General features: G+C 72.2%; 22 protein-coding genes. 15 read left to right on the top strand and 7 right to left on the bottom strand.

Annotated elements, in window-relative coordinates:
• Positions 1-57: 57 nt before the first annotated feature.
• Positions 58-2,547, bottom strand: a complete 2,490-nt coding sequence (gene pepN / locus OG294_RS36905; protein WP_327070934.1) for an aminopeptidase N — start codon at positions 2,545-2,547, stop codon at positions 58-60.
• A gap of 366 nt (positions 2,548-2,913) precedes the next feature.
• Here pepN and OG294_RS36900 point away from each other — a divergent pair, with 366 nt between their 5' ends.
• A complete protein-coding gene (locus OG294_RS36900; protein WP_327070933.1) occupies positions 2,914-3,750 on the top strand; it encodes a hypothetical protein in 837 nt (278 codons plus the stop codon).
• A complete protein-coding gene (locus OG294_RS36895; RefSeq protein ID WP_327070932.1) occupies positions 3,747-5,222 on the top strand; it encodes an NADH-ubiquinone oxidoreductase-F iron-sulfur binding region domain-containing protein in 1,476 nt (491 codons plus the stop codon). Before OG294_RS36900 ends, OG294_RS36895 begins: the two co-directional genes overlap by 4 nt.
• A gap of 49 nt (positions 5,223-5,271) precedes the next feature.
• Here the strand turns inward: OG294_RS36895 and OG294_RS36890 are convergent, their stop codons facing one another.
• Positions 5,272-5,985, bottom strand: coding sequence for an HAD family hydrolase (locus tag OG294_RS36890; protein WP_327070931.1), 714 nt, complete (start codon positions 5,983-5,985; stop codon positions 5,272-5,274).
• 2 nt (positions 5,986-5,987) lie between these two features.
• Complete coding sequence (locus OG294_RS36885) at positions 5,988-7,430, bottom strand: helix-turn-helix domain-containing protein (protein ID WP_327070930.1); 1,443 nt, start codon at positions 7,428-7,430, stop codon at positions 5,988-5,990.
• Between the two features lie 322 nt (positions 7,431-7,752).
• Between OG294_RS36885 and OG294_RS36880 the strand changes: the two genes are divergently transcribed.
• Positions 7,753-8,211 (top strand): ATP-binding protein, encoded by a 459-nt coding sequence (locus OG294_RS36880; RefSeq protein ID WP_327070929.1) that lies wholly within the window; start codon positions 7,753-7,755, stop codon positions 8,209-8,211.
• Positions 8,212-8,213: 2 nt separating this feature from the next.
• On the opposite strand, the gene OG294_RS36875 is transcribed toward OG294_RS36880, so the two are convergent.
• Entirely contained in the window at positions 8,214-8,543 is a 330-nt protein-coding gene (locus OG294_RS36875; protein WP_327070928.1) for a hypothetical protein, read from the bottom strand.
• Here OG294_RS36875 and OG294_RS41270 point away from each other — a divergent pair.
• From OG294_RS41270 to OG294_RS36850, 6 genes are all read left to right on the top strand, one after another.
• Positions 8,445-8,705, top strand: a complete 261-nt coding sequence (locus OG294_RS41270) for a TauD/TfdA family dioxygenase (protein ID WP_442789387.1) — start codon at positions 8,445-8,447, stop codon at positions 8,703-8,705. The two genes, OG294_RS36875 and OG294_RS41270, sit on opposite strands and share 99 nt — an antisense overlap.
• 109 nt (positions 8,706-8,814) lie before the next feature.
• Positions 8,815-8,973 carry an FxLD family lanthipeptide gene (locus OG294_RS36870; RefSeq protein WP_327070927.1) on the top strand — a complete coding sequence of 53 codons (159 nt, stop codon included), beginning with the start codon at positions 8,815-8,817 and terminating at the stop codon, positions 8,971-8,973.
• A 132-nt stretch (positions 8,974-9,105) separates the two neighbouring features.
• Complete coding sequence (locus OG294_RS36865) at positions 9,106-12,153, top strand: lantibiotic dehydratase (RefSeq protein WP_327070926.1); 3,048 nt, start codon at positions 9,106-9,108, stop codon at positions 12,151-12,153.
• Entirely contained in the window at positions 12,150-13,406 is a 1,257-nt protein-coding gene (locus OG294_RS36860; RefSeq protein ID WP_327070925.1) for a lanthionine synthetase C family protein, read from the top strand. Before OG294_RS36865 ends, OG294_RS36860 begins: the two co-directional genes overlap by 4 nt.
• Before the next feature lie 22 nt (positions 13,407-13,428).
• Positions 13,429-15,516, top strand: coding sequence for a methyltransferase, FxLD system (gene fxlM / locus OG294_RS36855; RefSeq protein WP_327070924.1), 2,088 nt, complete (start codon positions 13,429-13,431; stop codon positions 15,514-15,516).
• Positions 15,517-15,521: 5 nt separating this feature from the next.
• Positions 15,522-16,634: a hypothetical protein gene (locus tag OG294_RS36850; RefSeq protein ID WP_327070923.1), complete on the top strand. Its 1,113-nt coding sequence runs from the start codon at positions 15,522-15,524 to the stop codon at positions 16,632-16,634.
• 24 nt (positions 16,635-16,658) lie between these two features.
• On the opposite strand, the gene OG294_RS36845 is transcribed toward OG294_RS36850, so the two are convergent.
• Positions 16,659-17,327, bottom strand: coding sequence for a Crp/Fnr family transcriptional regulator (locus OG294_RS36845; RefSeq protein WP_327070922.1), 669 nt, complete (start codon positions 17,325-17,327; stop codon positions 16,659-16,661).
• 151 nt (positions 17,328-17,478) lie between these two features.
• Between OG294_RS36845 and OG294_RS36840 the strand changes: the two genes are divergently transcribed.
• From OG294_RS36840 to OG294_RS36820, 5 genes are all read left to right on the top strand, one after another.
• Positions 17,479-18,063 (top strand): Pycsar system effector family protein, encoded by a 585-nt coding sequence (locus OG294_RS36840; protein WP_327070921.1) that lies wholly within the window; start codon positions 17,479-17,481, stop codon positions 18,061-18,063.
• A 371-nt stretch (positions 18,064-18,434) separates the two neighbouring features.
• On the top strand, positions 18,435-19,037 hold the full coding sequence (locus tag OG294_RS36835) for a Crp/Fnr family transcriptional regulator (RefSeq protein ID WP_327070920.1): 603 nt from the start codon (positions 18,435-18,437) through the stop codon (positions 19,035-19,037).
• 113 nt (positions 19,038-19,150) lie between these two features.
• Positions 19,151-19,942, top strand: coding sequence for a hypothetical protein (locus tag OG294_RS36830; protein ID WP_327070919.1), 792 nt, complete (start codon positions 19,151-19,153; stop codon positions 19,940-19,942).
• An 8-nt stretch (positions 19,943-19,950) separates the two neighbouring features.
• Positions 19,951-22,230, top strand: a complete 2,280-nt coding sequence (locus OG294_RS36825; RefSeq protein WP_327070918.1) for a hypothetical protein — start codon at positions 19,951-19,953, stop codon at positions 22,228-22,230.
• Complete coding sequence (locus OG294_RS36820) at positions 22,208-22,942, top strand: hypothetical protein (RefSeq protein WP_327070917.1); 735 nt, start codon at positions 22,208-22,210, stop codon at positions 22,940-22,942. The genes OG294_RS36825 and OG294_RS36820 overlap by 23 nt, the downstream gene beginning before the upstream one ends.
• Before the next feature lie 132 nt (positions 22,943-23,074).
• Here the strand turns inward: OG294_RS36820 and OG294_RS36815 are convergent, their stop codons facing one another.
• On the bottom strand, positions 23,075-23,977 hold the full coding sequence (locus tag OG294_RS36815) for an NAD(P)-dependent oxidoreductase (protein WP_327070916.1): 903 nt from the start codon (positions 23,975-23,977) through the stop codon (positions 23,075-23,077).
• Positions 23,978-24,234: 257 nt separating this feature from the next.
• On the opposite strand from OG294_RS36815, the gene OG294_RS36810 reads away from it, so the two are divergent.
• A complete protein-coding gene (locus OG294_RS36810) occupies positions 24,235-24,555 on the top strand; it encodes a carboxymuconolactone decarboxylase family protein (protein ID WP_327070915.1) in 321 nt (106 codons plus the stop codon).
• A 45-nt stretch (positions 24,556-24,600) separates the two neighbouring features.
• Here the strand turns inward: OG294_RS36810 and OG294_RS36805 are convergent, their stop codons facing one another.
• Positions 24,601-25,941 carry a DUF2252 domain-containing protein gene (locus tag OG294_RS36805; RefSeq protein WP_327070914.1) on the bottom strand — a complete coding sequence of 447 codons (1,341 nt, stop codon included), beginning with the start codon at positions 25,939-25,941 and terminating at the stop codon, positions 24,601-24,603.
• Positions 25,942-25,954: the final 13 nt, after the last annotated feature.

Genomic DNA, 25,954 nt, shown 5'->3' with positions numbered 1-25,954 from the left:
CGCGGGGACGGCTCCCCGCGCCCACCGACGGTCAGGTCGACCCGTCAGGCCGACCCGTCAGGAGCGGTGCGCCGCCGCCCGGCGCAGGTCGTCGAGGCTGTCCGCCAGGAAGCGGCGCAGGTGATGGGCGAGGTCGGTGCGGGCCAGGCACTCCTCGCCCGCGCGGATCGTGGCGGCATCGGCCGCGCCCACCGGGAACAGCGCGAGCCCCATGCCCTTGGCGATCGCACCGCCGCGCTCGCCCGCGCTCGGCACCTGCTCGAAGTACCGCTGCACGTAGGCCTGCTGGGTGGCCGGCGAACCGGAGCGCCAGAAGCCCTCGGCGGTGGCCACCAGTTGGCGGTTGGAGAGCAGGCCGGGGGTGAACAGCCGCTCCCAGGCGCGCTCCTTGGCCGCGTCGTCCGGGAGCGCGGCCAGCGCCCGCGCCGCCCCCTGCTCGCCGGTGTTGGTGGGGTCGGCGGCCAGCTCGGCCGCGATCCGCTCCTCGTCCGCCAGGCCGGCCGCGGCCAGCCGGGCGAGTGCGGTCCACCGCTGGTCGGCGTCGAACGCCACGCCCGGCGGCAGGTCGCGCCCGGCCAGCCAGCCGTTCAGCTCGGCGAGCTGCTCGTCCCCGGTGGCGGTGGCGATCACCGTGCGCAGCGAGGCGGTCCGCAGGCCCCGGCTCGCGTCGGGCCGGGCGAGCAGGAGCCGCGCCGTGTCGCCGATCAGGACCAGCGCGGCGGGCCGCTCGGCCGGGGCGAGGTAGCGGGCGACGACGTGGTCGACGGCGAAGGTCAGCACCCCTTCCACGATGCTGTCGGTGCTCTCGGCCGGCAGGTGGGCGGCGACCAGCCGCAAGTAGTCGTCGGCCGGCAGCTCGGCGCTGCGGGCCCGGTCGCGGGCGTTCTCCCAGAGCACCGCGCGCGCCAACTCGTCCGGCACGGCCGACAACGAGACCGCGACAGTGGCCGCCGAGTGCTCGTCCAGCCGGATCCGCGCCCAGCTGAGGTCGCCGTCGTTGGGCAGCAGCAGGGCCGGTCGGGCGGTGCCCGCCAGCTCGGGCAGCGGGGTGCGGGCACCCGGGCCGACCTCGGCGTCCAGCTGCTGCCGCACCACGAGCGCCTCCCCCTGCCGCTCGTAGACGCCGATCCGCACCCGGTGCGGTCGGCTGCCCTCGTTGACCAGGGTGGCGCCGACGAGCACGCCGTCCTGCGCCTCGACGTCGATCCGCAGCGTGTCCACGCCGGTGGTGCGCAGCCACTGGTCGGCCCAGCCGGGCACGTCCGGCCCGTCGGCGCTGGTCAGCGCGGAGAGGAAGTCGTCGAGCCGCGCGTTGCCCCAGCGGTGCTCGGCGAAGTAGTCGTTGATGCCGGCGAAGAACCGCTCGTCGCCCAGCCAGTGCACCAGCTGGCGCAGCGCCGCGGCGCCCTTGGCGTACGAGATGCCGTCAAAGCTGGCCAGCGCCTCGGCGGCGGAGTCGGCCCCGGCGGCGGCGATCGGGTGGGTGCTGGGGCGCTGGTCGGCGTCGTAGCCCCAGCCCTTGCGGCGGCTGGCGAACAGCGTCCAGGCGCCGGTGTACTCGGTGGCCTCGGCCGCGACCCGGTGGCCGAGCATCTCGGCGAACGACTCGTTCAGCCACACGTCGTCCCACCAGGCCAGGGTGACCAGGTTGCCGAACCACATGTGGGCCATCTCGTGGCAGACCACCATGGCGCGCATCATGCGCTGGGCGTCGGTGGGCTCGGAGCGGAACAGCAGCTCGTCCCGCAGCACCACGCAGCCCGGGTTCTCCATCGCGCCCCAGTTGAACTCGGGCACGAACACCTGGTCGTAGCCGCCGAACGGGTAGCGCTCGGTGAAGAGTTCGTGCAGCCGGTCGAACGAGGCCCGGGTGACCTCCAACAGCTCCTCGGCCTCGCGCTCCAGCTCGGCGGCGAGCGAGCGGCGGGCGTACAGGCCCAGCGGGATGCCGTCGTGCTCGGTGCGCACCGCGTGCAGCGGACCGCCGACGACGGTGACCAGGTACGGGGAGATCGGACCGACCGGCGAGATCTCCCAGCGGCCGTCGGTGAGCCGGCCCGCCGCACCGTTGCCGATCACCGTCCAGTCCTCGGGCGCGGTGACGGTGAAGGTGAACGGCGCCTTCAGGTCCGGCTGGTCGAAGCAGGCGAAGACCTTCGGGGCGAGGTCGGGGCCGCACGAGGCGTACACATAGGCCGCCCCGTCGGCCGGGTCGGTGAAGCGGTGCAGGCCCTCGCCCGTGCGCGAGTAGGCCATGTCGGCCTCCACCAGCAGCTCGTTCTCGGCCGCCAGCCCGGGCAGCGGCAGCCGGCCGCCCTCGACGAGGGTGGCCGGGTCCAGCGGGCGGCCGTTCAGCTCGGCGCGCAGCAGCGCCTCGGGCTCGACCTCCACGAAGGACAGCGCGCCGGGCTCCGCGCAGCCGAACCGGATCACGGCGGTGCTGCGGAAGGTCCGATCGCCCCGGGTGAGGTCCAGGTCGACGCGGTAGGAGTGCACATCGAGCAGGCGGGCGCGGGCGGTGGCTTCGGTACGAAGAAGTGTCGGCATTACGGCATGCTTTCGCACGTCACGCACTCCGGACAAGGGCCCTTGGGGCAAGCTGCGCGCCGGTCGGCGGCCATCTCGTCGGCCACCTCGTCGGCCACCTCGTCGGCCAGGCTCCGATCCGCGGCCGGCGGGCCGTCGGAACGTGAGCCCGGTTACGTCGCTCCGGGCGTCTACTACGGTCGCCCGTAGGCCCCGCCGCCCTGCTCGGACTTCGGATGAGCACGTGCGAGGGGCGGCCTGCTACTGCCCGGTGTCGTACTGGGGGATCTTTGTCGGCCCTTCGCGGGCCGCTAAGAATGGGCCGGGTCGAGCCGGGCCGCCCGCCTCACTGCCGGTTGCCCGAAACCCACGGAAGAAGGTGTCCAGATGTCCGGATCGGCCCTGTTCGCAGGTGCCGCGCTCGGCGGCGCGCCGGTCGGTGCGGCCGGCCGCGTGATGGCTTTCCTGGACTACTTCGCCGGGGTCTTCACCCTGCTCTCGCTGACCGCGGTGGTCGTGTGCGGGCTGGCTGCCACCGACCGCCTGGTCCTGACGCCCCGGCTGCGGGTGGCCGTCCAGTCGGTGCACCGGGCAACTGCCGTCGCGGCGCTGGGATTTCTGGCGGTCCACATCGCGGTCAAGGTCGCCGAGCACCACGCCGCCCCGCAGAGCGCGGTGCTGCCGTTCACCGGCAGCACCGCCGTCGCGGTCGCCCTGGGCACCGTCGCGGCCGACCTGCTCGTGCTCGTCGCGGCGACGGGCGCACTGCGCGGGCGGTTCGCCGGCAGCCGGCACGCCTGGCTCTGGCGTGTGCTGCACGCGGGCGCGTACGTCTGCTGGCCGGTCGCGCTGGCCCACGGGCTGACCGCCGGACGCGCGGCGCACGCCTGGGTCCTGTGGGGCTACGGCCTGTGTGCGGCGCTGATCGCCCTCGCCCTGCTGGTGCGCGCCCTCTCCTGGCTGGGACACCGCCGCACGCTCAGCCGGCACCGGCACCGCTCCAAGGCGCACCGGCCCGGCGCACCGCGCCCGGCCCCGCCGACGGGCCGCTCCGCGCCGCCCAGCGCCGGCGGCCGGCCGGCCGCCTGGAGGGACCCGGCCCCGGCGCGGGCCTTCGGTCCGCTCATCGGCCCGCTCAGGGGCCAGGTGCCCCAGCAGCCGCGGCACGCCGCACCACCCGTCCCCGGGCCCCTGGGACTGGCCCGGCCCGGTGGTGGCCGGTGAGCGCCCGACGCGAACCGCCGCAGGTGCGCGGGCTGGGGACGGCCCGGCTGATCGCCGGGCTGGACCGCTTCCAGCGGCTCGACCTGGCCGCGCACACCCGCGTCCACCCCCCGCTCCCCCGGCCCGCCCGGGACGCCCTGCTGGACCTGGCCGAGCGCATCGATCTGCGCGGACGCGGCGGCGCGGGCTTCCCCTTCGCCCGCAAGGCCCACGCCACGGTCGCCGCCGCCGAGCGGACCGGCACGCGGCCGGTCATCGTGGTGAACGGCGCGGAGGGCGAGCCGCCGAGCGCCAAGGACCGGATGCTGCTGGCCCGTACTCCGCACCTCGTCCTGGACGGCGCCTGCCTGGCCGCCGCCGCCTTCGGGGCCGAGGAGATCGTGATCGGCGTCGCCGCCGGCAGCCCCGGCGAGCACTCCGTCCCCGCCGCCCTCGACGAGCGCGACCTGCCGTGCCCGGCCCGGACCGTGTGCCTGCCCGAACGCTTCGTCTCCGGCGAGTCCGGCGCACTGATCCGTGGCATCAACGGGCTTGCGGTGCTGCCCCCCGCGGTGAAGGCCCGCGGAGCCGAGGGCGGGCCGGCCGGCGTTGGCCGACGCCCCACGCTGCTGTCCAACGCCGAGACCTGGGCGCAGCTCGCCGTGGCCGCCCGGCTCGGTCCCGCGGCGTACGCCGCGGTCGGCACCGGCGCAGAGCCGGGCACCGTCCTGCTCACCGTCAACCGTCCCGGGGCGGAGCCGCTGGTGGTGGAGGCCCCCAGCGGCACGAGGCTGGGAGAGGTGCTGGAGGTGTCCGGGCTGCCGCCGGGGGCCGGCGTACTGGTGGGCGGCTACCACGGCGGCTGGCTGGACCCGGCGGCCGCCGTCGGCGCACCGCTCTCCCGCGCGGGTCTCGCCGAGCGCGGCGGCACCCTCGGCGCCGGCGCGATCGTCGCGCTCCCCGCCGCCACCTGCCCGCTCGGCGAGATCACCCGGGTCGCGGCCTGGCTGGCGAGCGAGTCGGCCGGGCAGTGCGGACCGTGCAAGCGCGGCCTGCCCGACGCCGCCGAGGCCCTCGCCGCGCTGGCCGCGGGCACCGGCGGGCCCGCGGTGCTGGAGGACCTGCGGCGTGCCCTCGGCGGCGCACGGGGCGGCGGCGCCTGCTCGCACCCCGACGGCACGGCCCGCTTCGTGCTGAGCGCGCTCGACGTCTTCGCCCAGGACGTCGAGGCCCACGTCGCCGGCCCCGGCTGCGGACGCCCGGTCCTCGGCCTGCTGCCGCTCCCCCGCGACGAAGGCGCCAGCCTGGAAGTCGACTGGTCCCGCTGCGCCGGCCACGGACTGTGCGGCGTGCTGGCCCCCGGCCTCGTCCGGCTCGGCCCGCACGGCTTCCCGGTGTCGACCACCATCCCCGTCGCCCCCTGGCAGGACCACGACGCCCGCCGCGCCGTGAACCAGTGCCCCGCCCTCGCCCTGCACCTGCGCCGCCCTTAGGCCCGTCCGGCGGGGGCCCGGTCGAGGAGTGCCTGAACGGTTCCGGGTATCAGTCGACCAACCGCGCGATGGTGGCGAGCAGAAGCTGTGTGTCCGTCAGATCCGTCAAGACCGCGTCAGCCCCCGCGTCTTCGAGTTCCTGCACACCAGTGGTCCCGGAGGCGACACCGATCACCCGCGCCCCACCCTGAAGGCCGGTTCGCGTGTCCTCCAGGGAATCGCCGATGATCACCGTATTGGCACGGGTGAACGCCGTCCGGTGCTTCAGCCCCGCACGTCGCTGGGCCACGGCGACGAGCGCCGGCCGGTGGGAATCGTCCGAGGCGAACGCACCGATCGAGCTGTCCAGGTACGAACTCAGCGCGAACGCCCGGAGCTTGATCGCGGCGTTGGCCCGCAGGTTCCCCGTCAGCACCGTCGGGACCAGCCCGGCACTCCGGTGCACTGCTTGCAGAGCGGCGACCGCCCCGTCCATGAGCCGGCCCTCCTCGCGCATCTCCGCCCCGCGGTCGGCCAGCAGCTCCGGCAGCAGCCGAATGACATGCTCGGCCAAGGTTTCGACCTCCGCCTCGGGCACACCGTTCTCGCGCAGCAGTCGCCGCACGGCCAGCGGCATCGTCACCCCGGTGCCCCGGGCGGGCAGCCGTTCGACAGGGCGGCCGACGACCCGCGCGAACGCCTCGCGGTAGACCCGCCGGTCGGTCTCGCCGACGTAGAGCAGTGTCCGGTCGATGTCCCAGAGGACGAGCGCTCCGGCAGGCATGGTCAGCTCCCTTGAGTCAGCAGGAGGTCGGCGCGTTCGATCAACTCACGCGCAGTCGACCCGTCGCCGAAGGATCGCAGGTCGTCGGCCGTACGGCCGAGGTGATCGTGCAGGCGGGGCGACTGCACGCCGACCGCCAGCTCCAGCACGCTCTCGACAGCCGCGAATCCCGCCTCACTCTCGCCGCTCCGCAGGTGGGCCGAGGCCGCTCGCGCTTCGAACAGGGCCCGGGTCCGGCGATCCGCCGGGTTCAGGGAAGCGTGGGCCGCTTCGAACTTCACCGCAGCCTCTCGCGGCTCGCCCAGGTCGAGGTGGCAGCTGCCGGCCTGACCCGCGATCTCCCCGCTGTTGATCCAGTACAGCCAGCCGGGGTCCTCCTCCGACGGGCCCTCCGCAGCGAACTCGGCGGCCGCACCCAACGCCCGCAGACACGCCTCCCGCTCGCTCAGCCTGGCGTGGCCGCGTGCCTGTCTGGTGAGGAGCATCGCCTTCAGCGAAGGCGAGTTGACGGCCCGGACCTTCTCCCGCGCCGCCTGCATCGCGCCGACCGCGTCGCGGGGATCACCGTCGGAGTAGCTCTGGATCGCCAGGTAGGAGAGCGCTCCGGCGCCGAGCCGCGGATCGCCGGAGGCGTGGGCCGCACGCAGCGCGCCGAGGAGGGCCTGTTGGGCGGCGGCGTGACGGCCGGCGTCGAAGTGGAACCACCCCAGCTGGGTGGCAGTGTCGGCGGCGATGGCGGCAAGTGAGCGGCCGGTCGCTTCGTCGTAGCTCGCGTGGCGCAACATGCCTTCGACGAGAGAGAGATGGGCACGGGCAAGATCCGCGAGGCTCCCGCTGCCGGTGCTGGCATCCATGTGCCGCAGCTGGTCGACGGTGCCCCCGAGGTGCGCAATCAGCTCGCCGGTGATCCGGCCGCCCTTCTCGGCCCGGTTCAGCGGCTCCGGGTCGGCGATGCCCCAGTGGTGGATGTGTACGGTCAGCGCCGTACCTGACAGGGTGAGAAATCGGCGGCGGTCCATGGACTCCCCTAACACCGCGTTGTGCAGTGCGGCCACCATACGACCCGCGGTCCAGGGCAAGCCGGGGTCCAGGAGGACCGCACTGCCCGATTCGCCGGTGTCCTGGCTCGGGACCGGCGTGGGCTGGGGAGTTGTCGCGAGCCGACGGGGAAGGCTGATCAGGTCCGCCGGAACCCCGAGGCCGACGAGGAAGTCGAGCGCCTTGTCGATGTTGGTCAGGCGGCGACTGCCGGCCTCCAACATCGACAGGTAACCCTGGCTGACGCCGGTGAGCGCGGCCACGTCCTCCTGCCGCAGCGAGGCTGACTCCCTTACAGACTTGCTGAGTTGACCGAAGTCCCAGCGCGCGAGGGAGTTCCGGACCGCCGGGTCCAGCCAGACCCGCGCCGGGATCTCCTGCCGGACGGGCGAGGGCACCGCGGCCACACGCGCGCATGGGCCGCAGAGAGCACCCTCGGTGTTGTAGCGGCTGAGCCAGCACCCGCACCTGCCGCACAGTTCATCTGCCAAGGCCGTCCCCATCCGCTCGGCAAGGTCTGGTCCACAGCGCCCATCGTGACGGCGATCCGGATATCACAGCCGTGATATCCGGGCCGCGATGTGCGCCCAGCACCGCTTTCGGAGCACCCTACTGCTGTCAGCGACGCCTTGGGGACGGAACGTGACGACCCCGCTACCTGTCCGCGCCAGAGGAGCCGGCGGCCAGGTCAGGCACCGCGCAACCCCCTTCCACAGAGGAGGTGTAGCCATGTCGTCACCCCGAACCACCTGGAGTCTGGGCAGTGTCCCCGACCTCACTCCGATCCCGACGCCGGACCAGAGCAGCAATGTGCTGCGCTGCGACCTGCCGGTCACGAACGAGGCCGGCCAGGCCGCCCGAGAGCAGTTGAAGCGGCACTTCGCCACCTGGCTGACGGAGACCGGTCGCGACAACGCCGAACTGGTCCTCACCGAACTCATCGCCAATGCCGTCGCCGCCTCCATCGGGGCGGAGGCCATTCTGCTGACCGCCCGGGTCACGGCGGGCCAACTGCTCATCGAGGTCTTCGACGAATCCCCCGGGGTGCCGTGCCCCCGGCTGACGGACGACTTCGCCGAGGACGCGCGCGGCCTCCTGCTGGTCGACGCGCTCAGCACCGCGTGGGGCTGGCACCCGGCCCCGGGCGGCAAGGTCGTCTGGGCGCTCCCGAAGGCCGGTGCCGCGTGAACTCACGCCGCCATCTCGACCTCAAGGTCACGCAGCGCGGCGGAGGCCTGGTCGTGCAGATCCGGCAGGGACCTGCTGGCTCGAAGTACCCGCTGGAGCTGGTGCGGCAGGTGGTGGGCAGCGGCGCCGACGAGACCTGCGGACAGCCGCTCCCGCGCCGCGGCCGAGTCACCATGGCGCAGCCGGACCTGCCCGACGGTGATGTGCTCGATGATGCGCCACTGGGCCGTCGTGTGCACGCTCGGCTGCGGAGCGCGGTCGAGCGGCATAGTCGGCGGCTCCAGCTTCAACGCGGCGAGGCGTTCCTGCTCGACAACCACCGCCGGCTGCATGCCCGGAGCGCCTTCAGCGGTCCACGACAGCTACACCGTGCGCTCGGCGATCCGCTCGCCAAGTGGAACTGGCTCCCCGGCCTCCCCACGCACCAGCACGGCGCTCGGGTGCTGACCACCGCACCCCGCTCGGCGCTGACGACCGCCCCGCGAATCCCGTAGCCCAAAGGCCGACCGGCGGCGCCCCCCACCATCTCCTGGTGATGCAGGCGCACTCCCGCGTCCCGACGCCAGGTCCCGCAAGGGAATTCCTACGCACGAGGAGCCACACATGGTCCAGCGGATCAGCATCGAGACCCCGATTGCCGTCGCCGACGAGTTCGACCTCGACGTGAGCACCATCGAGACGGCCGACGCTGCCAGCCTCCAGGTGCTCACCGACGACGGCTGCGGCAGCACCTGCGGCGCGTGCACCACGGGCGTTCACTGACCCACCCGGTCGGTGCCGCCGGCCGACGGCCAACGCGGCGGCACCGACCGCTCTCTTCCGCTTCTACTACCGAGGTCCACCATGTGCCCATCCGCACCGACGGCTTCCTACCGCGCCGCAGGCGTGGCGCTCGTGCGCGCCGTCGCCCGCCCTGACCTCCCGGCAACGGCCTGGCCGGACCTCACGGCCGCCGGTGCAGAACTGGCTCACGAGCAGGCGGCTTGGCTGCGCGCGGTCTGGGCCGACGAAGACCTCGCCGAGGCACTGAGTCTCGCCAGCCCGACCCTCTCCCGCCGCGTCGAGCAGTTGCTCACCGCCGAGCGACCGACGCCGCGGGACGTGCGGCACGCCGCCCTGTCCACCGCACGGTACCTGCTGCGCGCCGGCGGGCGCCCGACTCCGTTCGGGCGCTTCGCCGGAGTCCAGGCCGCCGACTTCGGCCCAGCCGCCAGCCTGCGCTGGGGCGGCGAACACCACGTGGTGGCCCAGGCTTCGGCGGCTTGGATCTCCCAAGCGATCGAGCGGTTGGAAAACTGCTCCGCTCTGCTCGCGCGACTCGACGTGACCGCGAACAACACCGTCCACGTGCGTGGCGGATACCTCGTGATTCCCCATCAGCCCCTCACCCGATCCGGGCGCGGCACCGTGGCGGCCGAAACGACCCTGCGCCACACCCGCCCCGTCGCCTTCGCTCTCTCTGCTGCCCGCCACCCGATCCGGTTCAAGGAGTTGGCGGACAAGCTCGCCGCCGAGTTCCCCGCCGCGCCCGGCCAGCGGATCACCGGCATGCTGTCCGAGCTCGTCGCCTGGCGGGCCCTGATCACCAGCCTCCACGCCCCGGCGACCGAACCCGACTCCCTCGGCCACCTCGTCGCAGCCCTGCGGCACGCGGACGCCGGCCAGGTTCCCGACACCGGTGCGCTGCTCGCCGAGGTTCGCGCGGTCCACGCCAACCTCGCTGTCCACGACCAGGCTCCGAGCCCCGCTGCCCGTGCGCGGATCCAAGCGGCGCTCACCACCACCGGCCGACTCCGTGCAGCGGATCGTCCGATGCTGGCCGTCGACCTTCGCCTGGACGCCGACCTCATGCTCCCGCGGGCGGTGGCCGACGAGGCCAGCCGTGCAGCCGACCTGCTCGCACGGGTCAGCGCCTTTCCGTACGGCGTCGCCGCCTGGCGGACCTACCACCAGAGGTTCTACGAGCGCTACGGACGAGGCGCGCTGGTGCCGCTGCTGGACGTGGTGGCTGACAGCGGGATCGGCTGGCCCGACGGCTATCCCAGCGCCCGGCCGGCCGAGGGCCCGCGCTTCGACCAGCGCGACGAGGTCCTGGCAGCCCTCGCGCAACGGGCGGCGCTCGACGGCGAGCGCGAGGTCATCCTCGACCATGCACTGCTGACCGCGCTCGACCTCGGCCCCACCGAACTCCGCCTGCCCCCGCACCTGGAGATCGTCGCTCGGCTGCATGCCCGTGACCAGCAGGCTCTGGACACTGGCGAGTTCCGGCTGGAGGTGGTCTCGGCCTCCCGGGCCGTCGGAGTTTCGGTCGGACGCTTCCTGCACCTGCTCCGGCCTGAGCACCGCACCGCCTTCTGCGAGGTACTGACCTGCCTGCCGGCCATGGACCAGGAGGCCGTCACCGCCCAACTCTCCTTCCCTCCGCTGGATCCGACGACCGCACACGTGGCCCGCAGCTCGCCGACCGGCCGGCTGGTCATCAGCCTCGCCGAGCACCGGCCGTGCAGCGACGGCGTGCTGCGCCCGCAGGACCTGGCTGTGGGTTGCGACGGTCGCCGGATGTACCTGGCCGCTCCGATGCTCGGTGTGCGGATCGAGGCTGCCGCCACGCACGCGCTGAACCTGCGAGTCCACACACCGCCGTTGGCTCGGCTGATCGCCGAACTGTCCAGAGCCCAGTGCGCGCAGGTCACCCGGTTCTCGTGGGGATCGCTCGGCTCGCTGCCGTTCCGGCCCCGGCTCAGGCACGGTCGAGTCATCCTCTCCCCCGCTGCCTGGCAGCTGTCCGCTACCGAACTCCCTTCCTCGAACGCCCAGTCGGAGCGATGGGACGAGGCCCTGCGCGACCTGCTGCGCCAGCGGCGGGCACCCCGGTTCGTGGAGCTGTCCGCCAACAGCCAGGGGCTGCCGCTCGACCTCGACCGCCCCGGCCACCGCGCTCTGTTGCGCGCCCACCTGGGCTCCGCCCCGCACGCCGTCCTCGTCGAAGCTCCCGAACCTGCCGACCTCGGCTGGGCCGGCGGTCGGGCCCACGAGATCGTGGTCCCGGTCACCGTGACCCGGGCCTCGGCCTGGCCACGCCTGCCCAAGCCGACCACCGCGCGGCTCCTGCGTCGCGGCCACGGCGACGCTCCCGGAACCTCCCGGGTGCTGCTCGCCTCGCTGTACGGCGACGTGGAACGCCAGGACGCCGTCCTCACCCGGCACCTCCCCGACCTGCTCGGTCGACTCGGTCATCCGGGGTGGTGGTTCGTGCGGTTCCGCGATCCGCGCCATCACCTCCGGCTGCGCATCGCACTGCCCGACCCGGCCGACTTCGGCTCCGCCGCCACCGTCGTCAGCACCTGGGCCTCCGAGCTGCACCAGGCCGGCCTGCTCGCCGAAGTCGCCTACCCCACCTCGTACACGGAGACCGGCCGATGGGGCGACGGACCGGCGTGGGAGACCGCAGAGCAGGTCTTCCGTGCCGACTCCGCTGCCGTCCTCGCCCACCTGTCCCAGCCCGTCCGCCCGGGCCGGCACGCGCTGCTGGCCGCTCACACCGTGGCCATCGCCGTCGGCTTCACCGGCTCGACCACGGCCGGGCTGCGCTGGCTCATCGAGAACGTCCCCGCCAGGGCCCCATCGTCTGTCGCCCGCCCGGTGTTCAGCGAAGCCGTGCGTCTATCCGACCCCGCCGCCGACTGGGCCGCGCTGCGTGGCGAGGCGGGCGGAGCCGCGATCGTAGAGGCCTGGGCCGAACGCCACCAAGCTCTCGGCGACTACCGGCGCCGCTTCCCCAGCCTGGACACCCAGGGCGTCGATCCGGACGACGTGCTCGCCTCCCTGCTGCACTGCAGCTATGTCCGCGCCCACCGCATCGACTTCGGCGTCGAGGCGGAGGTCCTGTACCTGGCCCGGGCCGCCGCCGTCGCCCGGCTTTCCCGGGACAGTGACCTGTGACGCCGCACCCCGCGTTTCAACTGTCCTTCCGGATCGCCGAGTTGCTCGCCGACCCCGGCAGCGTGCCGAGCAGTTGGACGAGCCGTCCCCAGTGGCGCCAGTCGCTGGCCCACGGCGTACCCGGCGTCGCCCTCCTTCACATCGAACGCGCCGCCGCGGATCTCGCGCCCTGGGAGCCCGCCCGCGCCTGGCTCAGGGTGGCTGCCGACGCGCCGGTCACCTCCGGGCCGGACAGCTACCTCTACTACGGCGCTCCTGCCGTCGCGCACGCCCTGGCTTGCGCTGCTCAAGCCCGGCCCGGCTCCTACCAGCGCGCCCTCGACTGCCTCGACCGGATCGTGGCTGCCGATGCCGTGCGCCGGTGCGAGGAGGCCCAGACTCGGATCAAGCGCGGTGGCCTGGCCTCCCTCGCCGAGTTCGACACCATCCGTGGCCTGTCCGGCATCGGCTCCCTTCTCGTGCACCGGGATCCGCGTGGAGCGGCGATCCGGCAGGTCCTCGCCTACCTGGTCCGGCTCACCGAGCAGGTCGAGCACAACGGCCGGCTGCTGCCGGGCTGGTGGACGGCGGGCGGACCGTCCGGACAGGCTGACGCTCGGTTCCCCGACGGCCATGCCAACACCGGTCTCGCGCACGGGATCGCCGGACCGCTCGCCCTGCTCGCCCTGGCGCTGCGCCAAGGCGTGGAGGTGGAAGGCCAGCGGCCGGCCATCGGCACGATCCTGGAGTGGCTCGCGCGGTGGCGCGACGAGCACGCCTGGCCGTACTGGATCACCCACGCACAGCTGACCGGCGCCGGCCGGCTGCCGCTGCTACCGCAGCGGCCGAGCTGGTGCTACGGCTCAGCCGGGGTGGCCCGCGCCCAGCAGCTCGCCGCCCTCGCCCTCGGCGACCACCGCCTGCGCCACGAAGCCGAACACTCCCTGGCAGCGGCGCTCCTGGACCCGCCATCGCTCGCCGCGACCACCGACCTGTCCGCCTGCCACGGCTTCGCCGGACTGGCCCACATCGCTCACCGCGCCGCCGACGACGCGTCCCCGCGCAACGCCGCCCGGCTGCGCTCCGCCGCCAGCCTGCTTCTCGACATCGCCCAACCACCCGGCACCGCCCCCGACGAACAGGCCCGCCGCCTCCTCACGACCGCCGGGCCCGCCTTCCTGGAAGGCGCCACCGGCACCGCCCTCGCCCTGCTCGCCCCTGCACTCGGGGCAAGCCCAACAACCCCCTGGGACACCTGCCTCCTGACCGCCTGACCGCCTGACCGAGGACCGATCGATGACCGCTGACTGGATCCAGCACGACCTCACCCTCGCCGACCGCGCCACCGCCGAGCGTCTCGCGGCTCATCGCCTCGCACCTGCCCTCACCGACGCCCAGAACTCGGGCGAGCTGAGGGACTGGTGGTACATGCGCAAGGCCCCCTTCCGGCTCCGCTACCGCGCTCGGCTCCCCGCTCCGACGGTCGTCATGCTCCTGGACGCCCTCGTTCAGGAACAGTCGGTCGAGCGATGGAGTCTTGGGATCTACGAGCCGGAGACCGAGGCGTTCGGCGGCCCGGAGGCGATGGAGGTCGCGCACCGGCTGTTCCACAGCGACAGTCGCCATCTCCTGGCCCGTGCGGCCGGTCGGGCGACGTCGACGCTCGGGCCGGCCGAGACCGTCGTGGTGCTGGCCGGAGCCATGCTCCGCGCTGCCGGTCTCGACTGGTACGAACAGGGCGATGTCTGGGCGCAGTTCGCCGCACTGCGCCCTGCGCCGCCCTCCATCGACTCCGAGTGCGCCGCAACGCTGAGCGCTGCGGCGCACCGCCTGATGAGCGTGGACACCCGTCGGCTGACCCAGGACGGCGGCCCGCTGACCTATCACGCCGCATGGGTCGGTGCCTTCGAGGAGGCCGGGCAGGACCTCGTACGACTCGCCCGGGACGGTCGCCTCACCCGTGGACTCCGCGCTGTCCTCGCCCACCAGCTCCTCTTCCACGCCAACCGCGCTGGTCTGCCGACCAGTCACCAAGCCGCCATGGCCGCAAGCATGTTGAACGCCGTCTTTTACTCCGGCGAGAGCCCCGCACTCTCGCAGCCCACCATCCGCACAACCACTAGGGTCGCCCACGTGACTACTCTCAGCGACAGCGCTGCCGTCCCGACCTCCGCGCAGCTGCGCGACAGCCTCACCGACCGGCTGATCGCCCAGCAGTCCATCAGCAGCACCGCGGTGGAGAACGCCTTCCGGGCCGTGCCGCGGGAGCGGTTCCTGCCAGGCTTCCCCTTGGAGGCCGCGTACGCGGACAACCCCAACTACACCAAGGCAGACGGCTCCGGCACGCAGATCAGCGCCGCCTCCCAGCCGGGGATCGTCGCCCTGATGCTCGAACAGCTCGCCGCCCGCCCCGGCGAGCGGATCTTCGAGGCCGGAGCCGGAACCGGCGTCAACGCCGCCTACCTCGCCACCCTGGTCGGGCCCCAGGGCCACGTGGTGACCGTGGACGTGGACGACGACCTCGTCGACGGTGCCCGTAAGCACCTCGCCGACGCCGGTATCACCAACGTCGAGGTCGTGCGCGGCGACGGCGCCTTGGGCCACCCGGACGGCGCTCCGTATGACCGCGTGATCGCGACCGTGAGCACCAGCGAGATGCCAACCACCTGGCTCCAACAGGTCCGACCCACCGGCCGGATCGTCCTGCCGTTGCGCCTTCGCGGCACCGCCTCCCGAACGATCGGCTTCGAGCGCCGGGGCGACGGTTGGGCCTCCGTCGACGACCAGCTCGCGGTCTTCATGCCGCTGCGCGGCAGCATGGACGACGCACGGCGCACCGTCGCCCTCACCGGCGAGGGCGACGTGACGCTCCAGGTCCACAAGGACCAGGCCGACGTGGTCGACGGCACCGCGCTGCTCGGCGTCCTCGACCACGAACGCCACGAGCACTGGACCGGCGTGACCATCCCGGCCGGCACCACCTACGAGTACCAGGACCTGTGGCTGGCCTGCACACTGCCCAACTCCCTGATGCGGATGAGCGTGACCGACATGGCTCACCAGCGGGGCGTGGCCCGCATGTTCGGCTGGGGCTCCATGGCCACCGTGCACGACGGCTCCCTCGCCTACCTCACCCTCCGGCCCGGTGAGCCGAGCGAGGACGGCCGCAAGACGTACGAGACCGGCGTCATCGGCCACGGCCCCGACGGCGAGGCGCTCGCCGACCTCGTCGTCCAGGAGATCCGCACCTGGGACAGGGGCTTCCGCGACCGCGCGCCGCGCTTCGAACTCCCCGACAACCCGGCTGGCGTGGCCTCCGACCTGGCTGTCGGCCGCTTCGTCCTGGACCGCCCCCACCGCCCGATCACCGTCATCTGGGAGTAGCTCGCGTGCACCCGACCGGACCCGTCGCCCAGCGCTTCCCGCTGATCCCCCGGATCCGGCCCGCGTGTCTGCCCCTCGACGCCCGTGTCGGCCGGCTCTGCGAGCTGGCCGACACGGGCTCCCAGCGGCAGGACCCGAGCCTGGCATCCACCGTCTTCAACCAAACCGCGCTGCTCGCCTCCGACCTCGGCCTGCCCGACTACGCCCGCGCGCTGTGCCACCGCCACGCCGGCCTCTACCTCACCCTCGGCCCGCTTCCCGCAATGAGCGCGATCCGCGGCCTCGAACCCCTCGTCAACCTCGCCCGCCTCCACCTGCGCGCCGGCCGCCACGACCAGGGCCACCGCCTCCTGCTCGACCTCTACCACGCCGTCACCGCCGGCACCGCGACCGTGCTCGACGGCATCACCGTCCCCGCCGACCTCACCGAGACCGACCAGCAGCGCACCGAAGTCCGCACATGGCTGTGGCGCGTCGTTCTCGCCGACGGCACCCGAGCCCTCACCGCCGCGGGCCGTTGGACCGAAGCGCTGCGCCACATCGAGAACCACCGCGGCATCGGCCAGCGCATCCTCGACGGCCGCCAAGTCGCCGTCCTCGCCCGCGCCACCACCGGCGACACCGCAGGCGCCCTCTCCCTGCTGGAGACCACCGAGCCGGGCGACCCCTGGGAGGGTGCGGTCACCGCGGTGCTCACCGCCCTCCTCCACCCAGAGCACCAACCGACCACCACCACCGCCATCGACCACGTTCTCGCCCTGGAACCAGGCAAGGGCCTGGCCGTGTTCACCACCCGCCTCACCCTGTCCGCCATCGACGCGGCCGACCAGGGCACAAGCACAGCCGCACGCGACCTGGCCGCAGCCCTGATCAGCCGGACGCTGGATCCACCGGACGGCTACGCCGCACGGGAGCTGCTCGCCCATCCCGCCTGTCGCACCCTGCTCACCGCTACCCAGGGCCGCGGTCTCAGCGATGCGCTCACGGCGTGCGGGCTCGGAGATCGGCGCCTACCAACCACGACCAGAACGCGACTGAGGCAGGCCCTCGCACTCGCCACGGACGTGCTCAGGAAGACCCCGCTCGACCAGGAACCTCAACCGGCAGGTCGCAGCTGAATCCCTGCCGGCCGCGAGCTTCTGTCAGGGCTCGGCCCCGGGCCAGCGAGCAAGGAGCGCCGGGTCGCTCACCACGACCTGTCCGCGTGAAACAGCGATGAGGCGGTGCTCAGTCAGTACACGCAAGACCCGCACCACCGACTCCCGGGAGGCGCCTACCGCGCCGGCGAGTTCCTGCTGATTGATGGTCAGCCGGCGGGCCACTCCGTCAGCGGCGTCCGGTACCGGGGTCCCATAGCTCCGGGAAAGCCTCGCGAGGACCAGTGCCGTACGTGCGACGGTCGGCAACGCGCCGAGGTCGGCCCTGCCGACGTCGGACTCCCGGAGCCGGACGGCCACGCTCCTCAGCACGGCGAGTGCGAGTCCACCGTGTGTTTCCATGAGGGCGGTGAATCTCGGTGCCGGTACGGCCACCCCCGCCACCTCCCCCATGGCTGTCGCCGTCGCGAACCGGAGCCCACCATCCAAGCTGGACAGCTCACCAAGCAGCTCGCCTGGTCCGCGCAGGGCCAGGAGGCTGGTAAAGCCGGTCGCGGACACCGCGGTGACCTTCACCAACCCTTGTTGGAGGAGAAGCACGCGATCCGCGGTCTCACCCTCGCGTAGCAGAAGCTCACCGCGCCGCCAGAACAACTCCTGGCCCGCAGACTTGATCAGGCCTCTCCACTCTGCGGACAGCGCGGATCCGACCACCGTGCACCCCCTTCGAACTCCACCGTAGCCCGTCTCCTTCTCCCTCTGCGCCGTTTGACGCAGACGTTCCCCGCCGCTTCAGGTACCAAGATGAGCAGCCGGTCGTCTCAGCGCACCGGCCGCGGAATTCCGTTGACACTGGGAGACCCACATGAGTGCCTCGACCATTGGTACCAGCGACCCCTCGTTCCCAGAACCTTCGAGCGCCACCACCATCGCTACCGGTACCGCAGGTGGACTCGACGCGGCATGGCGGATCCACGGCTCGCTGTGCGACTGGATCGGCCGGGTGGACGTCAAGGCATCGTTCGCTCTGAGTCTCGAAACAGCCGCTCTGGTGGCGATTACCACCCTCCTCCAGACCGCGCAGAGCTCTGGGACGTACTCCCAGAGGCGTCAGACAACCACCGTCGTAGACCTCTGGTTCAGCGCGGTACTCATCGCCGCTGGTCTCGTGTTCGCCATCGCGGCAGTCGCTCCCCGCATCGGTTCCCGCAGCGATACGGACGACTGGCGGCACAACGCCATCTACTTCGGCCATCTGAGGCGCTGGAACGCCGACGAGCTGGCCAACGAGCTCGCAGACCAGGATCTGCTTCCAGCGCTCAGCAGGCAGCTGGTGACGCTCTCCCGAATCGCCTGGGCGAAACACGTACGGGTGCGCGCCTCCCTGGTCCTGGGCGGAATCGGGGTCACGCTCGCCGCCATGCCGGCGATAACGAACCTCATGGCGTAGAAACGCGTTGGCGAAAGTCAGGTATGCCAACCGAAGCAACACGAGCGGCCATCCTGCCGCGTCTGCCAGGCAACCCGTGAGCTGTATATATGACATTCTCGCAGGTGCAGTGCCACCTTTCGGCCAATGAAGTGCTCTATGCGGACAGTTGCCCGACGGTCGACCTCTCGCGCCTGGTCCAGGGTAGAAATCGGATGCCGCGCCATTCCGCGCGACTGCTGATCATCGGTCTGGCGGGGGAATGCTGGCGCTGCTGAGCGGGAGCGTTTCCCTGCTGATCCAGTAGCCGGTCGATTCGAGCCGTTGGGGGATTTGTGTACCAGTGTCATCGGGCGCTGCTCGGCGAGCGCCTGTGGAGCAAGATCTGCCGCTTGGCCCCGGGAAAGGAGGTGCCCGCGAAAAAGGTGCTCCTGGAGCAGGGGAGGCGCGGGGTCCAGGTGCTGGTGCTGACCGCCGGTTCCGCGGCCATCGTCCGTGAGGACGATCGCGGCCGGCGCACCCTCCTCGCCGTTCGCGGCCCGGGCGAACTGCTCGGTGAGCAGTCGGTGCTGGGCGGCGGCGAGCGCAGCGCCAACGTCATCGCGGTCGAACCGTCGGTGCTCCACACCGTGCCTGCCCATGCGTTCCACGCGTTCGTCGAGGAGAACGACCTGCTGCCACTGTTCCTGCGGCACGCGTTCAGCAGAGTGAGACAGGGTGACGAGATCCAGCAGGAGCTGGCGGCCGCCGAGGTCCCGGTCCGGCTGGCCGCAGCACTGCTGCGCCTGGCCGCGCCGGCTGCCGAGGACGTGCCGGTGCCCGTGACCGTGCGGCTGAGCCAGGACGAACTGGCGCAGCTGATCGGCGTCCACCGGAACACCGTGGTGCAGAACCTGGCCCCGTGGCGCAACGCCGGCTGGGTGCGGTCCGCCCCCGGCGGCGGTCTGGTGCTGCACGACCTCAGGGCACTGCGGCAGATCCTCGCCTTCTCCTGAGACCCGCGTCACACGGCACTGCCCAATTCTGGGCAGCGGCCGCTCCCGGTCGGGGACATCCTGATGCCCGCCGCCCCGGCCGGGGCGCAGAACGGCAGGAGAGGAAGACCGGCGTGGAAGAGTTGCAGGCCGAGGACCCCAGGGACGTCCCGGACTACGAGGCGGTCCTTGCCCTCGACATGAGGGGCTACAGCAAGGCCGCGTCCCACCTGATGTCACCGATGCGCACGAACCTGGACGCCATGGTCGCAGCGGCCATGGCCGAGAGCGGCTTGGCCGAGGAGTGGCAGCAGCGCAAGTACTGGGGCGACCGAGGCGACGGCTTCCTGCTGGCGATGCCGGTGCGGCGGCTCTGGCGCCTGGTCGACCCGCTGCCGGAGAAGCTGGAGGCGGCGCTTGCCGCCTACGACGCGCAGCGCCGGGCCGCCGACCCGGAGATCCGGGTGCGGATGAGCGTCCACGTCGGCCCGCTGCCCTCGGACTACCACGGTGACCCGATGAACGACGCCTGCCGGTTGCTGGACAGTGGTGCCGCGAGGTCGGCCCTGGAGCAGGCGAAGAAGCTCGACTCGTTCCTGACGCTGATCATCTCGGACGCCGTGTTCCACGCGGTGGTCCGGGCGAAGCGGACGCTTCGGCTGACGGCAAGCGACTTCCTGCGGGTACGCGCGGAGGTCGACGACAAGTTCGCCGAGCTGGCCTGGGTGCACGTCCCGCGGCGCAGCCCGAACGACCTCGCCGGGCTGGAGACTCCGGCGCCGGTCGAGCCGGTGGCCGAGCCGTCGGCCGAGGCCGTGGTGCCGACCGTCCAGCCGGCATCCAAGTACCACTTCGGGCAGACGGGCAGCGTCACGACCGAGCCCTCCGGAACGGTCAACGTCTACCAGGACGGCCAGCGGCCCTGAGGAGGATCGTGTACACGGAATACGAACCCGCGCCCGGCGGAGGGTTCCGGGTCGCCGCCCCGGAGCCGGTGGAACCGAAGGGCGTGGAGCTGGAGTTCGAACCACCGCTGGCACCTGAGCCCGCCCACGCCGAGATCGCCGATGTGCTGAACGAACCGTGGCTGCAGGACGAGGAGCTGCAGGCCATGGAGCGGCCCCCGGCCGTGGAGCCGGAGGTGCCCGAGCGCGAGCAGCCCGCCACCTCCGTCCACATCGATGCGCTGGGGGTCTTTCTCGCCGAACCCAGCGGTACCGTCAACATCCAGCGGCGGGTGCTGGACCAGTTGGAGTCCCACCTCGTCGATCGGGAGGCGATCCGCTCGGACGTCTCCTACTGCGAGGCCCCGGAGTGGACCGCCGCGGAGCTCCGGATGGAACAGATCCTCCACACCTCGGCGCTGATGCTGGTGGTGGCGCCGCGTGGTTCCGGGGCCACCACGTTCTGCAAGCGGCAGCTGGCCCTGCACACCCCGCGGGACGTCGAGATCAAGGTGACCGAGGTCGACTGGAACCGACCGACCATCGGAAAGCTCCCGACCGGGAAGAAGCGCGCCTACCTGCTCGACCTCCAGGACCAGGAGTGCGACCGGATCGAACAACCCTTCCTGACCGGCTTGCAGAAGTACGGCGAGGACTTGGCCGAGATCGGCTCCTTCCTGGTCATGACGATCACCCCGGAGCTGTGGGCCGATCTGACGGGCTATCGACTCGGCACGCTGGAGGTGGTCCGACTCACCGGCCTGCCGGACGCGGTTGCGGTGCTGAGGCAGCACCTGAGAGCCCGGCAGCAAGACAGGCTGATCCGGTACACCGAGGGCGCCGCGATCCAGGAAGCGCTCCAAACGGCTCTGCCGGTCCGTGCGGTCCGGCTGGCCACCGAACTGATCGAGCTGGCGGACCGCCTGCGGCAGCGGGCGCTGGAGGAGGGCCTCGACGAGGGCACCGTCACGGCTCGGACCGAGGCCGAGTTCAGGCAGCTGGCCATTGGCTGGGAGGCGGAGCTGGACCAGCGGTTCGGCGATCCGCTGCCGTCGGGCTCCGCCATTGGCCAAAAGGTCGCAGCGGTGCCGTTCAAACCGGAGGAACGCTACCTCGCCATGGCGCTGGCGCTGCGGGGCTCGGCGCCGGCCTCGCAGGTGCAGGGCGATGCCGACCGCCTGGCGGCGGCGATCGGCGGCGAGTCGGAGGAGGGGCGCGGGACCAAGCGCTCGCCCGACCTCCGGCAGGTCTTCGCCCGAGCGGGACTGCGCTCGCAGCTCGCGGCCATCGGCGCGCGGGTCGAGCTCACCGGCCGGGCGGAGTTCACCAGCCCCGGCTACGGGGAGGCCATGCTCCCGCACGTCTGGGGGCAGTACGACGACCGGATCCGCAAGTGCCTGATCCGCTGGATGGTCTCCTGTGTGGGAACGCGCGGCGAGGCGGCCGACGATCCGGTGGTCCGCACCATGATCCGACTGATCGCCTCGTTCCAGGACGCCTCGAAGCTGCAGGACGTCCAGGAACGCGGGATGGCGGTGGGGCGCCCAGACGTCGTGGTGGCGGTGATGGTGGCCGCCGCCCGGGACGAGAGCCTCCGGAAGCGGGCCCGGCGACTTCTCTATGACTGGGCCACGACGGCGGACAACAAACTCCTGGTCGTCGACGTCTGCCGAGAGTTGGTCAAGGATCAGCCGGGACCGGCGCTCACCCGGCTGCGCCGGGTCGCCGACAGCGGTAACGCCGAGGTGCTGACGAAGGTCCTCGAAGTCTTCCAGGAGATCGCTGAGGACCCGGAGCTCACCGACTGGCTGGCCCGGGCGGCGCAGAGCTGGCCCCGACAGGCCGATGGTGCTGCGACACCCTCCGCCAACCTGGCGACGCTCGCCCTCCTGGGCGTGGTGCGGGACGGCGCGCCCTGGGCCTCGGCGGAGTCCCGCTCGGATACTGAACTGGCCAAAGCGCTCCGAGACCTGCTCGCGGACTTCGAGCGCTACCCGAAGGTGGCGCAGACGATCCGCAGGTGGGTCTTGCAGAGCCCGCGAGGCGAAGTCCGGGATCGCGCGCTGAACGCCTTGCGCGCCGCCTTCCGGGGCCACAGCGGCCTCAATGCCCTCTTCGCACTGCTGATGATGCTGGGCGACATCCGTGATCCGGACGGCGGCAGCCCGGCGGACCGGCTGCGTGCAGCCGTGATCGAGGACGAACCCGAACTGGCGTCTCTCATCTCACCGTTGGAGGTGTCGGCGGATGAGGTTCCGGTTTCGCCGTGAGCCCGCGCGACTGCACTGGGACTACCCGGAGCGCCGACGGCTGCCGAGCAACCTTCCAGCCGTGACGTTCATGGCGCTCTTCTCGGCCTCCTGGCAGCCCGGCGGTTCCGCGGCACCGCACGAGGGGCAGAAGGCGGCGATCGCGCTCGGCCTCCGGGAGATCGCGAGAGCCGCCACCGAGCAGTGGGACCCGGAGGACGTGCTGGCTGCCCAGGACGCTGCCAACGCGGCGCTGGGCGCACCCGTGGACCAGCCGGAGCTGGGTGTCCTCGGGCTGACCGGCACGGTGCAGCTCTGGCTCACCGAGGAAGCCGCGGCGACGGCGCGGCAGCACCGGACGGACCATGCGCGGGTCGCCCGGCTGCGCTTCCTCAAGGCGCACCTGTACAACGACCCGGAGCTGCTGCTGTTGGACCACCTCGAGCGGCGCCCGCAGGACATGCGGGACTCCGGCATCGTCAAGGAGTTCCAGAAGGTCGCACGGAGCATCAGGGTCGGCGGGGAGGTCTGGTACCCACTACTGGAGGCACTGGAGGAGATGTCGACCAAGGGGGCGATCGCGGATGCGGACGTCTATGCGATGCGGGTCGTGCTCAAGGTGCTTCGGGAGGCGATGCCCGAACTGATCGACCGGCATGGCCTGAGGACACAGGCAGAGCTACTGCTCGACGGTTTCGGCGAGGAGCCGAACGGGTCGGGGCCGGCGCGGTAGGTGGCCTTGGATCGGGGGCGGAGAGGGGCGTCACCCGGTGGGCAAGTGACCGGAGACGAGGAACTGATGGCGGATCGGACGATCCGCCATCAGCTACCTGCTCCTGGGTCCGCACGCGTTCAGCCCCTGCGGCTACCGCACGGGCTGGTCGTCGACTGTCCGGCCGCGGGCCTCGATGGCCTTGACGACGGCGGACATGTCGGAGTCCGCGTAGCCGAGTTGACCGGTCTCGGCGAAGAGGGCCCGGCAGACGTCGAGCAGCGGGGCCGCGATGCCCGCCGCGGCGGCGGTGTCGGTGATCAACCGGGCGACCTTCTGGGAGTCGGTGATCGACGCCTGGACCGAGAAGTCCTCGCCGGCCAGCTTGGGTGCCTTCAGCCGCATGGTCGTGCTCGCCAGTGGCCCGGCGCCGAGTACCGCTACCAGCTGGTCGAGGTCGAGCCCTTGGCGCCGCGCGAACTGGAACGACTCGGCCAGCCCGGTCACCTGGGTGATCAGGAAGGTGTTGACCGCCAGCTTCATCAACAGCCCGTTGGGCACCGGCCCGCAGAACGTGAGCTCACGGCAGAGCGGTTCGAGCAGCGGGCGCACCGCCGCCACGTCCTCCGGCTCCCCGGCCATCAGCCCGACCAGCTCGCCGGCGGCGGCCTGGGTGCTCGATCCGGAGACCGGCGACTCGACATAGCGGCCGCCCGCAGCGCGGATCTCCGCTGCCAGCTCCTGCGAGTAAGTCGGCTCGAACGTCCCCATGTTGACGATCGTGCGGCCGGCGACACGCTCGGCGAAGGCCGGCGTGCCACGGCCGAGGACGGCGTCCACGCCCGGGTCGTCGAGCAGCATCAGGATGACGACCTCGCTGCGGGCGAACACACTCGCCGCATCGGGGGCCACTTCGGCTCCGGCAGCCGCCGGCCTGCGGGCCTTGGCGGTGGTGCGGTTCCAGACCAGCAGCGGGGTACCGGCCTTCACCAGGTTGAGCGCCATCGGCTCGCCCATGACGCCCAGCCCGATAAAACCCACGGAGAGTAAGCTCATGGGGCAGAGCTTGGCATACTGACGGATCACCCGGCCAGGCACAACGGGTACTTGTCCGCTCGGAAAGCCATCGCCGCTGGTCATGCCCCCTACCGGTACTCGTTCATGGTCAGGACGTGGCCCAGGGCACGTTCCGGTACCGGGTGCAGGCGGGCCCGAAGGCTCCTAGGTTTGAGACAGAGGGATCCGACACACAAGGAGCCCTGCCTCCCTGGACCGATCGTGTCGGCTCCCGATCCCTCAGGAGATGACACCGCATGACGACGTCAGCCGAAACCCCGGTCCTCGACACCCTGGCCGCCATGACCCTCGACTCGATCGAACGGTGCGGGTTCCCGACGGACACCCTGCTGCTCACCCGCATCGCCGCGCTCGTCGCCATGGACGCACCGCCGATGTCCTACCTCACCCACCTCGGCGCCGCCGACGAGTCCAACCTGACACCCGAGCAGATACAGGACGTCCTGGTCGCCATCGCACCGATCGTGGGCACCGCCCGCGTGATGTCGGCGGCCACCCACATCGCCCAGGCCCTCGGACTCGCCATCGCGGTGGCCGACTCCGAGGCCGGAGCGTAGCCGTTCGGACGCGCCCGGTTGCCCCGTCGGGCACGCCTGGTTGCCTCAGGCGTGCTCGGTCGCCGGGATGTCTCCCGCGGAGACTGCCGTCCTGAGTGCGCCGTGGTCCCGGGTGTTCTGGTCGGCGTAGTGGAGCGCGAACTCGGCAACAGCGCGGTCGAAGGTGTCGGAGCTGCCGAGATAGGCGGCGACGGCGATGCGGTCGCCGGTCCGGGCGTGCGCACGGGCCAGGGCCGCACCGCACAGTTCGGCGTACTGGCGCAGCAGCCCCGGGTCCATCGTTTCGACGTCGGCCGATCCCTTCATGTCACGCAGCTGCCGGCAGTAGAAGTGCCGGCCCGCCGGTCCGGTCATCCAGCCGAGGAAGATGTCGCCCGCGGCCTGCATCAGCCGCTGGCCCGCGACGACCCGGTGCCCTTGGTGTGCCTGGTCCGCGGCCGGCAGGTAGTCCTGCAGGACGGACGGTCCGGCCTCCTTGATCTGCAGGAAGAGCGGGTCCTGCTCGTCGCGGCCGGTGAGCAGCAGGACGAAGCAGCGGGTCCCCACGCTTCCGACGCCGACGACCTTGCGCGCCGCATCGACGAACCGGTACCGGTCCAGCAGGAGGCGGCGCTCCTCGGGGAGCGTGCCGCGGTACTCGGCGAAGATCTTGCCGACGGCCCGCAGCTCGGGCGGGCCGACCGGTTCCAGCAGCGGCGGGTCGTCGACGATGCGCCGGTGGCCGTCCCGGACCTCGGTGAGCTTGCCCAGTGCCTGCAGGCTCGTGCGACCACGCGCGCGCCCCAGGTTCGCCTCGACCCGCTTCCTGCGACCGGGTTCGCTGACGAGCGGGAGGATCGCGGCGGCGTCGAGTCGCTCGTACCAGACGGCGAGTTCACCCATCCCGGCCAGTCGTCGCATGGCGAGCCGGTACGCCTGGACCGCCGCACGGGCTGCCCGCCGCGCGTGCTGGTCACTGTGGCCGTTCTGCCTGGCGGCGACCGCGAGGCTGGCGGCCAGCCGTTTGACGTCCCATTCGAACGGGCCGGGCAGCGTCTCGTCGAAGTCGTTCACATCGAAGACCAGGGCGCGTTCGGGCGAGGCGAAGACGCCGAAGTTCAGCAGGTGGGCGTCGCCGCAGAGCTGGACGGTCAACCCGGTGTCCGCGACGGCGGCGAGGTCTGCGGCCATGACCGCCGCCGCGCCCCGGAAGAACGCGAACGGGGACGCCACCATGCGTCCGTAGCGGATCGGCAGGAGGCCCACCACCCGGTCGGCGGCCTCCTGCTGCAGCACACCGAGGGGATCGGGCCGGTTGGCCGCGGCGGTCCACCGTCCGTGCGAGCCGCGTGCCACGCGCTGGCGCACGGCCCGGCCGTGGCGGGCACGTTCGGTCGGACTGTTCACGATGTCCTCCTCT

The organism is Kitasatospora sp. NBC_01302 (genome assembly GCF_035976515.1).
Taxonomy (GTDB): Bacteria; Actinomycetota; Actinomycetes; order Streptomycetales; family Streptomycetaceae; genus Kitasatospora.
This window is presented reverse-complemented; position numbering and strand designations above follow the sequence as displayed.

Coding starts and splice junctions, on each gene's coding strand:
- fxlM (WP_327070924.1), top strand. CDS start 13,429: ATGACCGCTGACTGGATCCAGCACGACCTCACCCTCGCCGACCGCGCC.
- OG294_RS36810 (WP_327070915.1), top strand. CDS start 24,235: ATGACGACGTCAGCCGAAACCCCGGTCCTCGACACCCTGGCCGCCATG.
- OG294_RS36900 (WP_327070933.1), top strand. CDS start 2,914: ATGTCCGGATCGGCCCTGTTCGCAGGTGCCGCGCTCGGCGGCGCGCCG.
- OG294_RS36815 (WP_327070916.1), bottom strand. CDS start 23,977: ATGAGCTTACTCTCCGTGGGTTTTATCGGGCTGGGCGTCATGGGCGAG.
- pepN (WP_327070934.1), bottom strand. CDS start 2,547: ATGCCGACACTTCTTCGTACCGAAGCCACCGCCCGCGCCCGCCTGCTC.
- OG294_RS36820 (WP_327070917.1), top strand. CDS start 22,208: ATGAGGTTCCGGTTTCGCCGTGAGCCCGCGCGACTGCACTGGGACTAC.
- OG294_RS36890 (WP_327070931.1), bottom strand. CDS start 5,985: ATGCCTGCCGGAGCGCTCGTCCTCTGGGACATCGACCGGACACTGCTC.
- OG294_RS36880 (WP_327070929.1), top strand. CDS start 7,753: ATGTCGTCACCCCGAACCACCTGGAGTCTGGGCAGTGTCCCCGACCTC.
- OG294_RS36875 (WP_327070928.1), bottom strand. CDS start 8,543: ATGCAGCCGGCGGTGGTTGTCGAGCAGGAACGCCTCGCCGCGTTGAAG.
- OG294_RS36840 (WP_327070921.1), top strand. CDS start 17,479: ATGAGTGCCTCGACCATTGGTACCAGCGACCCCTCGTTCCCAGAACCT.
- OG294_RS36870 (WP_327070927.1), top strand. CDS start 8,815: ATGGTCCAGCGGATCAGCATCGAGACCCCGATTGCCGTCGCCGACGAG.